General features: G+C 32.4%; 14 protein-coding genes. 8 read left to right on the top strand and 6 right to left on the bottom strand.

Annotated features, from left to right (window positions below; genetic code table 11):
• The first annotated feature begins 9 nt into the window (after positions 1-9).
• The 6 genes from IW18_RS05520 to IW18_RS05495 all read left to right on the top strand — a co-directional run bounded on the left by IW18_RS05520 (position 10) and on the right by IW18_RS05495 (position 6,829).
• Positions 10-1,686, top strand: coding sequence for a peptide MFS transporter (locus IW18_RS05520; RefSeq protein ID WP_041516578.1), 1,677 nt, complete (start codon positions 10-12; stop codon positions 1,684-1,686).
• 76 nt (positions 1,687-1,762) lie between these two features.
• The gene (locus IW18_RS05515) at positions 1,763-3,421 is read left to right on the top strand and encodes a peptide MFS transporter (RefSeq protein ID WP_041516577.1); all 1,659 of its coding nucleotides are present in this window, start codon (positions 1,763-1,765) and stop codon (positions 3,419-3,421) included.
• Positions 3,422-3,435: 14 nt separating this feature from the next.
• The gene (locus IW18_RS05510; RefSeq protein WP_041516576.1) at positions 3,436-4,920 is read left to right on the top strand and encodes a peptide MFS transporter; all 1,485 of its coding nucleotides are present in this window, start codon (positions 3,436-3,438) and stop codon (positions 4,918-4,920) included.
• Positions 4,921-4,970: 50 nt separating this feature from the next.
• A complete protein-coding gene (locus IW18_RS05505) occupies positions 4,971-5,438 on the top strand; it encodes a thioredoxin family protein (protein ID WP_041516575.1) in 468 nt (155 codons plus the stop codon).
• A 212-nt stretch (positions 5,439-5,650) separates the two neighbouring features.
• Positions 5,651-6,103: a hypothetical protein gene (locus IW18_RS05500; RefSeq protein WP_041516797.1), complete on the top strand. Its 453-nt coding sequence runs from the start codon at positions 5,651-5,653 to the stop codon at positions 6,101-6,103.
• Between the two features lie 270 nt (positions 6,104-6,373).
• Entirely contained in the window at positions 6,374-6,829 is a 456-nt protein-coding gene (locus tag IW18_RS05495; protein WP_041516574.1) for a thioredoxin domain-containing protein, read from the top strand.
• Positions 6,830-6,838: 9 nt separating this feature from the next.
• On the opposite strand, the gene IW18_RS05490 is transcribed toward IW18_RS05495, so the two are convergent.
• The 5 genes from IW18_RS05490 to surE form a co-directional block, all read right to left on the bottom strand.
• Complete coding sequence (locus tag IW18_RS05490; RefSeq protein WP_041516573.1) at positions 6,839-8,875, bottom strand: ComEC/Rec2 family competence protein; 2,037 nt, start codon at positions 8,873-8,875, stop codon at positions 6,839-6,841.
• 52 nt (positions 8,876-8,927) lie between these two features.
• On the bottom strand, positions 8,928-9,413 hold the full coding sequence (locus tag IW18_RS05485; protein WP_041516572.1) for a C40 family peptidase: 486 nt from the start codon (positions 9,411-9,413) through the stop codon (positions 8,928-8,930).
• A 12-nt stretch (positions 9,414-9,425) separates the two neighbouring features.
• Positions 9,426-10,544, bottom strand: coding sequence for a lipid-A-disaccharide synthase (lpxB, locus tag IW18_RS05480; protein ID WP_041516571.1), 1,119 nt, complete (start codon positions 10,542-10,544; stop codon positions 9,426-9,428).
• 69 nt (positions 10,545-10,613) lie between these two features.
• Positions 10,614-10,886: a hypothetical protein gene (locus IW18_RS05475; protein WP_041516570.1), complete on the bottom strand. Its 273-nt coding sequence runs from the start codon at positions 10,884-10,886 to the stop codon at positions 10,614-10,616.
• Complete coding sequence (surE, locus tag IW18_RS05470; protein WP_041516569.1) at positions 10,879-11,658, bottom strand: 5'/3'-nucleotidase SurE; 780 nt, start codon at positions 11,656-11,658, stop codon at positions 10,879-10,881. The genes IW18_RS05475 and surE overlap by 8 nt, the downstream gene beginning before the upstream one ends.
• 211 nt (positions 11,659-11,869) lie before the next feature.
• Between surE and IW18_RS05465 the strand changes: the two genes are divergently transcribed.
• Positions 11,870-14,053, top strand: a complete 2,184-nt coding sequence (locus IW18_RS05465) for a carboxy terminal-processing peptidase (RefSeq protein WP_041516568.1) — start codon at positions 11,870-11,872, stop codon at positions 14,051-14,053.
• 111 nt (positions 14,054-14,164) lie between these two features.
• Positions 14,165-14,947 carry a DNA/RNA non-specific endonuclease gene (locus IW18_RS05460; RefSeq protein ID WP_041516567.1) on the top strand — a complete coding sequence of 261 codons (783 nt, stop codon included), beginning with the start codon at positions 14,165-14,167 and terminating at the stop codon, positions 14,945-14,947.
• Here the strand turns inward: IW18_RS05460 and IW18_RS05455 are convergent.
• Positions 14,944-16,485 (bottom strand): MFS transporter, encoded by a 1,542-nt coding sequence (locus IW18_RS05455; protein WP_041516566.1) that lies wholly within the window; start codon positions 16,483-16,485, stop codon positions 14,944-14,946. The two genes, IW18_RS05460 and IW18_RS05455, sit on opposite strands and share 4 nt — an antisense overlap.
• Between the last annotated feature and the right edge of the window lie 56 nt (positions 16,486-16,541).

Below are 16,541 nucleotides of genomic sequence, written 5' to 3'. Positions count from 1 at the left end.
ATGAATAATATGGGAGAAACTCAAGTAAAAACTGCGCATCCAAAAGGACTTTGGGTATTGTTTGGAACGGAGATGTGGGAGCGATTCAATTTCTATGGAATGCGAGCTTTATTAACTTTATTTCTTGTAAACTCATTATTAATGAAGGAAGAAGAAGCTTCTTTAATTTATGGAGGTTTCCTTGGGCTTTGTTACTTAACGCCAATGTTGGGAGGTTTTATTGCCGATCGTTTTTTTGGAAATAGAAACTGTATTTTATTAGGAGGATTGATGATGGCCGCTGGACAGTTGCTATTGTTTACCAGTGGAGCTATTTTCGAGGGTAATTTGTCTTTGGCTACAACAATTATGTATTGTGGTTTGGGAGTTATCGTTTTTGGTAACGGATTCTTTAAGCCAAATATTTCTAGTATGGTTGGTAGTTTGTATCCAAAACAAGAAAAAACAAAACTAGATACAGCTTTTACTATTTTCTATATGGGGATTAACTTAGGAGCTTTCTTAGGTCAATATATTTGTCCAATGTTAGGAGATGTTAAAGATTCTGGTGGAATTAGAGATATTCATGCTTTTAAATGGGGTTTCTTGGCAGCTTCGATTGCAATGCTTTTAGGAACAACTCTTTTTTACTTCTTGAAAAATAAATATGTAGTATCTCCGGAAGGAAGACCATTAGGAGGTTTGCCATCTAAAAATGAAGCTGCAGATTTTGAAGAAGGTGAAGCGCAAACTGCTAACTTCTCGAATACAGCTTTGACTGTTGCAGGACTTGCATTTATTGTTTTAGGTTTTATTTTCCATTACGGAGTAGGTCAAAACTTAATTTATACCTTGATTTATTCAAGTGGTATTGCATTGGCAGGATTAATTATTTCAGATTCATCTTTAACAAAAATTGAAAGAGATAGAATAATTGTAATTTATATCGTTTCGTTCTTCATTATTTTCTTCTGGGCTGCTTTTGAGCAAGCAGGTTCATCACTAACATTTATTGCAGACAATCAAACGGATAGAAATTTCTTTGGTTTTCAAATGCCCGCTTCAATGGTGCAAATTTTCAACGGTTTATTCGTTGTGGCATTAGCAGTTCCGTTTAGTGTTCTTTGGGATACACTTAGAGCGAGTGGAAAAGAGCCAATTTCTCCGGTGAAATTAGCATTTGGTTTAGTAGTGATTTCAATCAGTTTCTTTATGATTGCTACTCAGGTTTCATATATTGGAACTTCAGGTTTATTAGCTATTAAATGGCTTATCTTATTATACTTCTTAAACACATGTGCAGAGTTATGTTTGTCTCCTATTGGTTTGTCACTAGTAGGTAAATTATCTCCAAAACGTTTTGCTTCATTATTATACGGAGTATTCTTCTTGTCTAATGCATCTGGTTATGCTTTAGGAGGAACTTTAGGATCTATTTTGCCGGCTACTGGTGATAAATTTGTAAAAGCAAAAGAATTAGGGATTGATCTTCAGGCAATTTTAGATAAAACTGTAACGCCTACTGCTGAGCAATTAGCATTATTGGATAAACATCAAATTAGTGCTACGAATCACTTTTTTGCAGGATTTGAAATCCATAATTTATATGAATTCTTTATGGTATTTGTAGTTCTTACAGGAATTGCGGCAATTGTATTATTTATTTTGACTCCATTCTTGAAGAAGATGATGCACGGTGTTAGATAAATATTAAAAATAATATATGAAAATTACCTACAGGTTTAGACTTGTAGGTATTTTTAATTTTAAAGAGATTACAGTTATGTGGAAGAAGCACCCAAAAGCGTTACCTTTTTTGTTTTTATCTGAAATGTGGGAACGTTTTGGTTACTATTTAATGATCGGGATTTTTACTTTATATCTAAAAGATGTAAAGGCCGGTTTTGCTATGACCGAGAAAGAAGCTTCTGATTTATACGGAACTTTTATTGCATTGGTTTTTTTAACTCCTTTTATTGGTGGACTTATTGCTGATCGATATTTAGGGTATAAAAAATCGATTGTTTTCGGAGGGATTTTAATGGGGATTGGTTACTTCTTAATGGGAGTACACGACATAACTGTACTTTATATTGCCATGACTTTTGTGATTGTTGGAAATGGTTTTTTTAAACCTAATATTTCTACATTATTAGGAAGTTTTTATAATAATGAAAAGTATAAAGATAAAAAAGACGAGGGCTACAATATTTTCTATATGGGAATCAATGTGGGTGGTTTTATCTGTAATTTCTTTGGTGCGGCCTTGCAAATTCTTTTAGGTTGGCATTGGGCTTTTATGGCTGCCGGAGTTGGTATGTTTATTGGCGTAATAGTATTTTTATTAGGGACTAAGCATTATGTAGGACACGATCAGAAAAAAGGTGTGCAGGAGGGTGATATGCCGTTTTATAAAATTATCCTTTTTATTTTATTGCCATCATTTATTTTTGGGGCAATTGGTTGGTTGGTAAAAGGAGTTGCATCAGAAACTAATTTGAATAGCTCGATCTTTGGTTCAGATAGTACAGATGCTTTTATTTTTGCTTGTATCCCGATAGTTTTCTTTTACGGAACAATTTACTTCAAAGCAAAAGCCGAGGATAAACGATCGATAGGAGCTCTTTTGGCGATTTTTGGCGTAGTGATTTTGTTTTGGGGAGTGTTTAAACTTAATGGTTCTGCACTTACAACCTGGGCAGATCGTTATACAGATCGAGAAGTAACCGGTACGACTGGTCAAATAGTAGGAAAGTTAAAATTGGCAAAAGAAGTCGAATATAAAAAAGAATCAACAGAGCTTTACGACGCCCAGTTTCGTTTGCAAAAAGTAAATGGAGTTGTTCAAAAAGAAGTTAATTATCCTTTATACTTTAGGAATGTAGCGCCAGAAAAGCTACCTGCTGAAGGAGGCAAAGTACATCTTTGGGCTACAAACTTAAGTCAGTCCATTAATCCGGGTTGGGTAATTATACTAACGCCTTTGGTTGTTGCATTTTTCTCTTTTTTACGTATTAGAAAAAAAGAGCCGTCAACACCAACGAAAATTGCTTTCGGTTTGTTAATTTCGGCCCTGTCAGTTTTAATTATGATTGCGGCTGTAAAAATTGGAAATAACGGAGCAGAAAAAGTCAGCGCTTGGTGGTTAGTAGCAAATTACGGAATCATAACCATTGGAGAATTGTTTTTGAGTCCTATGGGATTATCGGTAGTTTCTAAATTAAGTCCCGTTAATATTACTTCCTTAATGATGGGAGGTTGGTTTTTGTCTACCTCGATCGGGAATAAGCTAAGTGGAGTTTTAGCTAGTATGTGGGATACATACGATGATAAAGCCAATTTTTTTTGGGTGAATTTCGCATTGTTAATGTTTGCAACTGTACTAATGTTTGGTTTAGTAAAGCAACTTAACAAAGTAATGAAAGAAAAAGGAATCAATTAATTATTTATATATAAATGGAGCAGAAAATCACATTAGAGGAAATTCAGAATTTTAAAGGCAATTACCCAAAACAATTGTGGTATTTGTTTTTTGTTGAAATGTGGGAGCGTTTTTGTTTCTACGGAATGCGTGGGGTTCTTGTAATTTTTATGGTAGATCAGCTTTTTTTGAAAGAAGATCATGCTAGTGAGCAATATGGTGCTATTCAGGCTTTTGTTTATGCCTTTACTTTTATTGGAGGTATTTTTGCAGATAAAGTTCTTGGGTTTAAAAAATCATTGTTTTTTGGAGGAATTGTAATGATTCTGGGAAATCTTTTAATTGCGGTTTCGCCTCATGATTTCTTTTATTACGGAATTGCTTTTTCGATTATTGGAACTGGTTTTTTTAAGCCAAATGTGTCTTCAATGGTTGGAGAATTGTATCATGAAAGTGATGGTCGAAGAGATGCCGGTTACGGAATGTTCTATGCCGGAATTAATGTAGGAGGTCTTTTTGGTGGAGCTTTATGTGTTTATTTAGGGAAATTTTATTCTTGGCAATTATGCTTTTTATCAGCGGCAATTGTAATGTTTTTAGGTTTGATAACCTTTTTATTTACTAAAAAGTATTTAGGACCAATTGGAGATTCTCCGTTATTGAATTTGACACCACAAAAGAGACGAATTCGTGAAATAGCAGTATATGCTTTATCGATTTTGAGTTTGCCTTTTATTTTTATAATGGTAAAAAATACTAAATATACAGATTATTTCATGTATACTATTGGTACAATTGCCGTTTCATATTTTGCATACGAATTGTTTAAATTGGGAGATTCGAAATTGCAAAAGAAGCTTTTTGCAGCATTTCTATTTGTATTTTTCTATTTCTTGTTTAATTCTATTTATGAACAAAGTGGAGGATCATTATCACTTTTTGCAAAAGATAACTTAAATGATAAATTGCTGTTTTTTACAATTGATCCCAATGTAGTTAACAATAGTTCAAACACATTTTTTGTGGTGGTTTTAAGTCCGCTTATTGGTTTACTATGGATTTGGCTGGGTAAAAGAAAAATTGAACCTAATACTTTGATTAAATTTGGAATTGGATTTTTATTCCTTGCTGCTTCTTTTTATATTTTCTACCTAACAAGGTTTTTTGCAAATTCTGAAGGTATTGCATCTTTAAACGTATTTACTTTTGCCTACTTAGTAACTACAATTGGAGAGCTTTGTTTAGGTCCAATAGGAATGTCGATTATTACAAAACTGTCTCCAAAAAGACTTTTTGGTATGATGATGGGATTGTGGTTCCTGGCAAGTGCTTTTGGGCAATTGGCAGCGGGTAAGTTAGGAGCGGAGATTTCGAGATCAAATACTGGAGATACTTTAGTTTCTAAATTACAATCGTATACAGAAGGGTATTACCAGTTAGCTATTTATTCGCTTATTGCAGGAGTGATATTATTGGCAATCTCACCAATTATTAGAAAATTAATGCAAGAAGTAAAATAGGGATAATTAGCAATTCTTTTTTTGTTTAAATTTGCAGAAAATAAAAGTATATGAAAAAAATATTTTTGATAACATTGTTTTTAGTTGGTGCATTTGTAACACAGGCGCAAGAATTAAAATGGTATACGGATGTAAGAGAGGCTATTACTGTGGGTAATAAAGAAAAGAAGCCAATGCTTATGTTCTTTACAGGAAGTGATTGGTGCGGTTGGTGTATTCGCTTGCAAAATGAAGTTTTGAAAACTGCTGAGTTTAAAAAATGGGCTACAGATAATGTTGTTTTGGTAGAACTGGATTATCCGAGAAGAACACCGCAAACACCAGAGCTTAAAAATCAAAATAACGAATTGCAACAAGCTTTCGGAATTCAAGGGTTTCCAACGGTTTATTTTACAAGTGCGGAAGCTATTGATGGTAAAGTAAATTTTAAAGGACTTGGTCAAACAGGTTATGTTGCCGGTGGTCCATCTGCTTGGTTAACAGTTGCTGAAGGAATTGTTCATCCAAAGAAATCTTAAAAAAGAAATAAAATACTTGAATATTTTAAAAAACTCCCTACAGTTATGTAGGGAGTTTTTTTGTTTAGTAAGAAAAAGCAATCACTAATTAAATATTTATTGTTTTATTACGATTAAAAAAACATATAATGTATTTTTTGTATTAATAAAAATTGGAAAATTAAAATAATATGTTAATTTCGTCATGCTATTCTAACCAAAACCAATATAATATGGCGAAAAAACTACTTATCCTACTATTCTTTTTAGGTTCATTTTTTATGCATGCACAAAATTTAGTTTGGAGAACTAATATGACTGATGCTATTGCAATTAGCAATGAACTTAGAAAACCAATGTTAATTTTATTCACTGCCTCAGGTGTACCGGATAATCTCCAAAACGAAATATTTAAAACTCCAGATTTTGCTGTTTGGTCTCGCGACAATGTTGTACTCGTAAAGCTTGACTTATCTGATCCTAACGCAGATGCTAGCGATAAGGAGACAAATGTGAAATTAAAGAATGCTTTTGGCGTACAGGATCTTCCAGAAGTTTGCTTTGCAAGCGCCTCTATTCGAAAAAACAAAACCACGTTTAGCGCTCTAGGAAAGATTGCTTATAAACCTGGGGGAGCAAAAGCTTGGATAGCCGAATCAAATGCCCTTTTGCACCCAAGTGAATAATAAAATTTAAATTAAGTTTCTTAGTTTAATTTGTAGATTCCCTTTTTGCTTTATTGTGAAAAGGGTTTTTTTATTTGAAAAAATAATGCGATTGCTGTAGTTTTAGTTTTTTTTGGAGGTTAAATTTTCATTTTGTCTAAAATTTAACATTTAAATAGTAAAATTCATTAAAATGTAACTTTTTAAAAGTATTTATGCTTGAAGTGTTTGTTAACTTGTCGTTTTTGTGTTAATTTGAATTTTATAACCCCAATGAAAAACCACTTTAATATGGCAAAAAAACTACTTACTTTACTATTCTTTTTAGGTTCATTTTTACTGCATTCTCAAAATTTAATATGGAATACTGATTTGAGCGATGCGTTTATAATGAGCGATGCACAAAAGAAACCATTATTAATATTTTTCACAGCTGCTAATGCCGGGCAGAAAATTCAGAATGAGGTTTTTTCTACACCAGATTTTGCCGTTTGGTCTCGTGATAATGTTGTTTTATTAAAACTTGATTTGTCTGATACTTCATTGACTGATGCAGATAAAGAGAAAAATGTTATGATGAAAAATGCTTTAGGTGTCGAAGAGTTACCTCAGGTTTGTCTTGTAATGATCACAATCAGGAAAAATAAGCCAACCATCAATAAGCTTGGAGTACTTGGCTATAAAGTTGGTGGAGCAAAAAAATGGATTGCCGATTCTAGCGCAATTTTACACCCAAGCAGTGAATAAATAAAATTCTTAGTTTAACTTATAAAAACCCTTTTCACTTGTTGCGTGAAAAGGGATATTTTTTTTAAGACAAGTTGCTTTCCAGTTCCTCACTATGGAATTAGAGTTTGAAGCGTCGGCAATTATAATCTTTGGATGCATATTTTGTAAAAGACGATCCAGATTTATTTTTGGAGATTGCGTTAAGAGTAATATTTCCGGTTGAATTTTATTCTTATAAATTCCTGAGCTGTCTATTATAAATATTCTATTTCCATTGAAAAATAAAATATTATTAACTTTGTGAATTGATTTTAATCTGCTGAAATTTCCAACTAAATAAGAATTGAACGCGTTTGTTTTTGTTGTTTTTTCAGAAAGAGTATCGCTTGAAAAAAGTGTAATATTTTTCCCTGTCCTTTCAGAAATTAATGTGCTTTTCTTGCTGTTATAGATAATTAATTCCTGCTGACTTTCGATTTCTTTTTTAGTGTATATAAAGGAGATTTGTACCAATATTACTGAAGTTAGTAAAAACGTTAGCTTGGTAAAATCAGGTTTTTTAAACCAAATTGTTGCCGAAATAATTAGTAAATAGAATGTTATTGTGTAATAAGAATTAAAGCTAATATCTCGAATAACAAACGATTCAAACGAAGCTACAAAATGAATCATTTGGTTTAAGATATAAATACTCTTCTCGAATATTTCAACTAATAAAACCGGTGGCGAGCAGAAAATTGCAATAAGCATTACAATAATCCCTGCAATCATTATAAAAGATAAAATTGGTATGATGATGATATTCGTAACAAAAAATAATCCTGGAAACTGATGAAAATAATATAAACATAACGGAGACGCGCCTATTTGAGCAGCAAATGAAACCGTTAGAGCATTCCAGAGATAATTTGATATTTTATGTTTTGGTGAATACATGCGTTGGAGTAATGGCTGTAACCATAAAATAAAAAATAGAGCAATGTAGCTTAATTGAAAACCAACATCAAATAGAAAATAAGGTTCAAAGAGTAAAATTAACAACATTGAAACTAAAAGCGTGTGGTAAGTGTTGCCGCTTCTACGGAGATGATTTCCGATAGCAAGAAATGAAAACATTACGACAGATCGCAAAACAGATGGCGATAGTCCAGATATTATGGCAAAAATGGCTAAGGATATCAAAATTGAAAGTAGTTTTATAAAAGAGCCCTTTCGAGTATTTGGAATTGGCTTTAGAATAAAATTTATAAATAACATGATAAAGCCAACATGCAATCCCGATACAGATAATATATGTGTTGCTCCAGAATATTGATAGTCCTGAATAATATCTGATGAAATTTCTTGTTGCTGACCTAATATAAGTGCTAAAGCAACGTTCATTTCGTCTTTATTAAAATGAGCTTTTTCCAGGTTTCGGAGTATTCTTGAATGTAAACGCCCGGAATAATACCAAATGTCCTTTTTTATATTTTGGCTTATACTGATTTCGGACTTGTTGAGATTTAGCTGTGCGTAAATTTGTTTATCAGCAAGGTATTTACCGTAATCAAATTGATTAGGATTTTTGTTTGAACTATTATGTTGCAAAGTTGTTTTTACTTTAATAATGTTGCCAATAATTAAAGGGTTTGGAGTACTGTCTTTTTGGATACTTACAATGATTTTTCCAGAGTATTTTTTGCCGTTTACCGTATTGATTAAAGCAATGTATCGGTCGCTATACATGTTACTTTTTAATTTTTCATGTAGCGTAAATGTTATTGTTTGCGAAGTTTCAAAAGCCTTTTGGTTTTGAGTATAATGTGATTCATGAAGAGATTCTGTATGAAAAAGTAAAGTTACCAAACCAATAGAACAGGAAAGCAAGTAAGTGGATAGTCCGAAGAATAGGCTTTGCTTTTTATTCTTTCTAACTAAAAAACAGGAAATTAAAAATGCAATCGAGGCAACGGTTAATAAAGGAATTATTAATGAAATTGTAGGTTTACAATAATAAGAAACCAAAATACCAAGAATGAACCAAATTGTAATTTTGGTTAAAGGATAATTTAATACTTTCATCGTATAAAAGTATTAAATTTCTGTAAGAAAAAGAATATATTTTTAAATGGATTTACTCAACAATTCTATTGATTTGTACGTAAGAGTTTTGATAGTACGCTTCCTTTGTAGAAGAAATTATAACTCCTTTTGAGGTTGAAGAATGTACAAATTTAATTTCGTTTGAATTTACTTCGACAATAAGACCTACGTGATTGATTTGTTTACTTCTGTTAGTTTTAAAAAAAATTAAATCCCCTTTTTGAGCATCATTAAATTTAATTACTTTTCCAACCTTAGCTTGTTCATAAGAACTTCTTGGAAGTTTAATATTCTCAGCTTCAAAAGTTGTAAATACTAATCCGGAACAATCGTAACCATTTTTTGTTGTACCACCGGCCTTGTAACGAACACCAATATTATCTGTTGCATTCTCAATTAAATGAGTAACAATATATTTGTTTTCCCGCTTAGATTCTTTTTTGGCAACAGCGGCCGAACTCGATTTACAAGAAGCAAAAACAATTGGCAAAAGCAATAAAATAATTAGTTTTTTCAAAGCAAGAGTTTTTTAAGCTTGTTTTAAATCGGCAACAATAAGTTTTGCTGTTTTTTTACTCGCACCAACACCGCCCAATTTTTGCTCTAGAATATCGTAATGCTTAAGTAATTTTTCGCGGTAGTTAGGTTCTAATAATTTCTGTAATTCTTCTTTAATACGTTTGGTGTTGCATTCACTCTGAATCAACTCGGTCACTACCTCCTGATCCATGATTAAATTAACAAGCGAAATGTATTTTAAAGTAATTATGCGTTTTGCAATTTGATAGGAGATCGAACTTCCTTTATAACAAACCACTTCCGGAACTTTAAAAAGAGCAGTTTCCAGCGTTGCAGTTCCCGAAGTTACTAACGCCGCGGTTGACGAACGCAATAAATCATAAGTTTTATTCGAAACAAATGCGATGTTTTTGTTTTTAATAAACTGCTGATAAAACTCATAATCCTGACTTGGCGCGCCGGCAATTACAAATTCATAATCCTGAAAATCGTCAACAACACTAAGCATAACGCTAAGCATTTTGGTGATTTCCTGTTTACGGCTTCCTGGTAAAACAGCAATAATAGGTTTTTCGCCTAACAGATGTTCTTTTCTAAAAGAAATTTCATCAAAAGGAGGTTGATTCTGGATAGCATCAATTAATGGATGTCCAACAAAATCAACAGGAAAATGATGTTTATCTTCGTAAAAGCTTTTTTCAAAAGGCAAAATCACAAACATTTTATCAACATCATGTTTGATTGCTGTAATACGATTTTCTTTCCAAGCCCAAATTTGAGGCGAAATATAATAATGAGTTTTGTAATTTAGAGCTTTTGCCCATTTTGCAATACGCATATTAAAACCTGGATAATCAATAAAAATCAGTACATCTGGTTTAAATTCAGTAATGTCCTTTTTACAAATCTTAATATTATTTAAAATAGTTTTTAGATTAAAAAGAACTTCAACAAATCCCATAAAAGCAAGCTCTTTATAGTGTTTTACCAAATTTCCGCCAGCCTTTTGCATTAAGTCTCCACCCCAAAATCTAATTTCGGCTTGACGATCTTCCTCATAAAGTGCTTTCATTAAATTCGAACCATGTAGGTCTCCAGATGCTTCTCCAGCTATTATATAATACTTCATATTGATTTTTTTGAAAAGAATGCTTCAATTGTTAAAACACAAAAGAATTTTGCAAGACAAAGATAAGATTTAAATAAACAATGTTGAAATTGCGAGAACAATCACCGCCAGAATTACGCCTCTTGCCATAAGTTCCTTGTTTCTTTTTAACAAAATTCCAAAAACAGCAAGATCTAACATGGTCCCAATAGTAATTACTTTTCCTAAATAACCGTATTCTCTTATCGTTTGAATTCCTGTTGAAGTATCGAATTTTGTAAAAAATGTGATAAACAAATAACTGCCAAGTAATGCAGTAAAAATCCCAATTATAAAACCTATAAGTAAGTCCTTTTTATTCATTTAATTTCCAAGTATTAAGTTGTTGCATCGAATGATGCGCTGTTAAATCAAATTGTACGGGAACCACTGATATGTATCCGTTTTCTAACGCCCATTCGTCAGTATCTTCGCCTTTATCTTCGTTTATAAATTTTCCGGTAAGCCAGTAATAATCTTTCCCGAAAGGAGTTTGTCGTTTGTCAAATTTCTGCGCATAATATGCTTTCGCTTGACGGCAAACTTTTATTCCTTTAATTTCATGTTCCTTTAATTTAGGGAAATTAACGTTTAAAACAACGCCATTAGGTAATTTATTAGCAAGCGTTTCTAAAGTGATTTTTTTAACAAACGATTTAATTTGTTCAAAATCAGCATTCCAGTCAAAATCTAATAATGAAAAACCAATTGCCTGAATACCTTCAATTCCGGCTTCGACAGCTGCACTCATTGTTCCTGAATAAATAACATTTATCGATGAATTTGTACCGTGGTTAATTCCCGAAACGCATAAATCAGGTTTTCTTTTTAAGATTTCGTTTACAGCCAGTTTTACACAATCAACAGGAGTTCCAGAACAGCTATATTCCGTAACCACATCATCTTCTTTAGATATTTTATCCAGAAACAAAGTGTTGTTTATTGTAATTGCATGTCCCATTGCACTTTGTGGTTTGTCTGGCGCCACAACCACAACTTCGCCTATCGTTTCCATAACGCTTATTAAAGCTCTAATTCCTGGAGCAAGAATTCCGTCATCATTGGTGACTAATATTAAAGGTTTTTGATTTTTCATGCTGTGGTTTTATCTCGATTTGTCAAAATTAAAGCTTGTAAAAGCAAATGTAGTAACTGATTTTGTTAGAATACTAACAAATAAGCAAAAATTATAAACTTAATTCAAGAAGACTTTTGAGGTTCAAACATTTTTATATCTTTAACAAAAAATTATAGCGAACTTGGCATGTTGGCACAATTTTTACCGTTAACTTAGATTAAAAAATTTGATGAATGCTATTATTAAGTTTATGAAAAGAAATTATAAAATACTTATAGCCGTATTATGCTTGTCTTTAACTTTATTTGCTTTTAAAATTAATGCAGATAAGTCAATAGATCCGGACCCAAATAGAGACAAAACACTTTTAGAATTGCTTGCATTTGTTATTGAAAAAGGACATTATAGTCCGGCAGAAATAAATGATGAATTTTCAAAAGGTATTTTTAAAGATTATATCGATGCACTAGATCCTTCTAAGCGATTTTTCTTGCAATCTGATATTGACGAGTTTAAGCAATATGAATTGCAACTAGACGATCAGTTCTTGAATAAAGATCTAACGTTTTTCAATCTGACCTATACAAGATTGATGAAACGTATGGAAGAAAGTAAAAAACGTTATAAGACTATTTTAGCACAGCCTTTTAATTACGAGGTTGATGAGACCTTTAATGCTGATTATGATAAGTTGCCTTATGCAAAAAATGCAACAGAAATCAATGAAAGATGGAGAAAACAAATTAAGTTATCTACACTTTCTTCACTTGTAACAAAGCAAAAATTAGAAGAAGATAAAAAGAAAGCAGATCCTAATTATAAAGTAAAATCATTTGAAACTTTAGAAAAAGAAACACGTGATAGCTCTTTAAAATCATTAGACGATAATTTTAGTTTAATTAAAGATTTGAACAAAGAAGATTGGTTTTCTGTATATGTAAACTCGATCATGGCTCGTTTTGATCCGCATACAAGTTATTTTGCTCCTGAAGAAAAAGATCGTTTTGATGTAAATATCAGCGGAAAACTTGAAGGGATTGGAGCAAGATTAACCAAGAAAAATGATTTTACTCAAATTGATGAATTAATTTCTGGTGGACCAGCGTGGAAAGGAAAACAACTTGAAGCGGGAGATTTAATTTTGAAAGTAGCACAAGGAAACGAAGAACCTGTAGATGTTGTAGGGATGCGTTTAGATGATGTTGTAAAAAAAATCAAAGGTCATAAAGGAACTGAAGTAAAACTTACAGTTAAAAAAGTAGACGGAACGATTAAAGTGATTTCTATTGTTAGAGATATTGTTGAAATTGAAGAAACGTATGCTAAATCTAGTATTGTAGAAAGAAACGGTTTGAAATATGGAGTAATTTATCTACCTAAATTTTATATCGATTTTGAAAATAAAGATGGCCGTGATGCCGGAAAAGATATTGCTCTTGAAGTTGAAAGACTGAAAAAAGAGGATATTAACGGAATTGTACTTGATGTTCGTGACGATGGTGGTGGATCTTTATCTACAGTTGTAGATATTGCAGGTTTATTTATTGAAGAAGGACCAATTGTTCAGGTAAAATCGGCAGGAAAAAAGAAAGAAGTTCTATACGATAAAGATAAAAAAATCGAGTGGGATGGTCCATTAGTAATTATGGTAAACAGTTTCTCAGCTTCGGCTTCAGAGATTTTGGCTGCTGCAATTCAGGATTACAAACGTGGTGTTATCATTGGAAGTAAACAAACTTATGGAAAAGGAACAGTACAAAATGTACTAGATTTAAATCAGTTTGTACGTAATGCAAATTATGGTGATTTAGGAGCTTTGAAAATTACAGGACAAAAGTTTTACAGAATCAATGGAGGTTCAACTCAGTTAGAAGGAGTTCATAGTGATGTTGTTATGCCTGATCGTTATGCTTACCTAAAAATGGGAGAGCGCGATATTGATAACGCAATGCCTTGGGATAAAATTGATCCAGCTGATTATAGCACATGGAAATCAAATGAAAATTTTGCAAAAGCAATTCAAGAAAGTAAAAATAGAATTGCACAAAATCCTCAATTTAAATTAATTGAAGAAAATGCAAAATGGATTGATGTTAAAAATAAAGAGAATACTTATAGCTTAAATATCAATAGCTTTAAAGCTACTCAGGAACAAGTTGAAAACGAGGGTAAAAAATACAAACCAATTTCAGATTACAAAAACAGTTTGGTTTTTAAATCGTTGCCATACGAAGAACTTGAAATGAATAATGATGCAACATTAAAAGAAAAAAGAGAAGCTTGGCACCAAGCATTATCTAAAGACGTTTATGTTGAAGAGGCATTAAATGTATTAGATGACTTACAGTCAAAAGGTGTTGCAAAAAATACTAATTCGACTAAAATTAAAAGAGATAAATTAGTAAAATCTTAGTTCTTTATAGAATTAATTTGTTAGGAAACGCTCCAAAAAAAAGTTTTTTTTGGAGCGTTTTTTTGTAAGTTTATGCTCGTTGTTATTAGTGTTTTATAAAAATAAGTGAAGATGAGGAATTATATAGTTTTTGGTTTGGTTGGTTTTATGTTATTGTCGTGCAAAAAAGAAAGTGATAGTAAAGCACATTTGCCAAAAGAGGAACAAACTACATTTGTCTCAAATAATGGGAGTGGAGATTCGTTATATACAATTGCTTATTTGCCTACTTCTACAACAAAACAAATTGTAAAGCATAAATATTATAAACTTTCCTATGACGAAAAGTTTGAACAAGCAGAGTGGGTTGCTTATGAATTAAAGAAAGAATATTTAAAAGATGCTAACTACAAGCGTCCTTATTTTATTGAAGATCCAAAAGTAACAACAGGCTCTGCTGATTGGAGAAATTATAAAAAATCTGGGTATGATAAAGGACACCTTTGTCCTGCCGGCGATATGGAGTTTAACGAAAGTGCTTATAATGACACATTTTACACCTCTAATATTTCGCCTCAAAATCACGATTTTAATAGCGGAATATGGAATAGAGTAGAGCAAAAAACTCGTTATTGGGCAGGTAAATATGATGATATTTATGTTGTAACTGGAGGAGTTTTGAAAGATACAGATAAAAAAATAGGAACAGAAAAAGTTTCTGTTCCTAAATATTTTTATAAAATTGTTCTGGCTAAATCGGGAAATGAGCATAAAGCAATCGCTTTTTTAGTTCCGAATGAAGATAGCAACAAGTCAATTTATGATTTTGTAGTTCCTATAGAAACCGTCGAAAAAATGACAGGAATCGATTTCTTCCCGAATTTAAAAAACTTAAAAAGTAGTAAGGATTTTTAAATCGATAAACTGCTTTGTGTTTTTCTTGGGTTAAATAGTATAAAACTCATCAAGGCCAAAATCCAAACACCAATGCTGCCATAAAGTAAGATCATTTCAAAGCCATGAGCCAATGCTGCATGTAAGATAGATTGAGATGAATCTAATGTTGTTAATTTAGGGAAATCCTGATTAAGAGATGAGAAGTTTCCTGCTGCAACTTTTTCTGAAATTAATTGTAGTGTTTTTGAATCGATAGCTCCTGAAAATGTATTATTTAAATGAGAGTGTATTCCTTGTACAAAGATAAAACCCATCAAAGCAATATTAATAGATAGGGTAATTAATCTGGCGCTCATATCTATTCCCGAAGCCATGCCAGAGCGATTTGCAGAGACGGAACTTGTAGTTGTGTTGGTGACAGGAGTATTGGTTAGACCTAGACCAATTCCTGCCAATAAAGACCCTGGAAGCATTGTGAGCCAACTGGCATGTTCTGCAATACTTCCATATCTCATAACGATAAAACCTAAGCCTATTACAAATAATCCTAACGGAATTACAATTCCTGAGCGATATCGAACTGAAAGATATTCGGCAAAAGGTGGTATTATTAAAGTAGGAAGGGTATAAGCTAATAAAGAAAGTCCTACTGTTACAACATCATAACCCAAGCAGCTTTGAAAATAAATGGGGAGATAAATGATGAAAGGCCAAAAGCTGAAATTCATACCAATAGATCCAAAAATAGCACCCGAAAAATTACGTATTTTAAATACCGAAAAATCAAACATGGGATACGAGTTTGTTTTTTCGACCCATAAAAACAATACAAAACTTATTACTGTAACAGTTAAAATGCCCAGAGCTATTGGACTTGTAAAACCAAGATCTGGCCCTTGCGTAATAAAATAGGTTAGTCCAAATACAGCAACTGATAATGTAATCATTCCCCAGATGTCTATTTTTTTAGCATCATCATCTTTAGATTCATCTACATAACCATAAACAAGAATTGCAGCAAGAAAAGCAATAGGTACGTGTATTAAAAATACCCATTCCCAAGATAAAAGTGCTATAATGGAACCGCCTATTATAGGGCCAAAACCCAATCCGACACCAAGAATAATTCCCCAAATGCTAAAAGCCCTGCTGCGTTCTTTTCCTTCCTGAAATTGATGTGATAAAGTAGCTACCTGGCAAATTAGCATCGCGCCACCACTTACACCTTGAAAGAAACGACTAGTAACTAATAAAGCGATATTATCTGCTAAACCGCAAACTAATGATGAAATGCCAAATAAAATTAAAGTAATCATTAAAATGCGTTTTCGGCCGTATCGGTCAGCAAGAGTTCCGGCTGCCATTAAAACCGTGGTACAGCCTATGGTATAAATATTCATGATCCATTGCATATCTTTAAGATTCGCATTCAGTACTTTTTCAAGTGTGGGAAGAATGACCGGAACACTCGAAATTTCAAGTGAGAACATTAAGGTTGCCAGACAAATAGCGATTAAAGCGATGTTGTTCTTGGTGGAGGATAATTTTTGCTTCATTTTTAAATTATATTTTTAGCAAAAATAAACTGAGTATTGTTATTTTATCAGTATAA

The organism is Flavobacterium hibernum, assembly GCF_000832125.1.
Classification (GTDB): Bacteria; Bacteroidota; Bacteroidia; order Flavobacteriales; family Flavobacteriaceae; genus Flavobacterium; species Flavobacterium hibernum.
The sequence above is the reverse complement of the archived record's forward strand: the minus strand, read 5'-3'. Positions and strand labels throughout refer to the sequence as shown.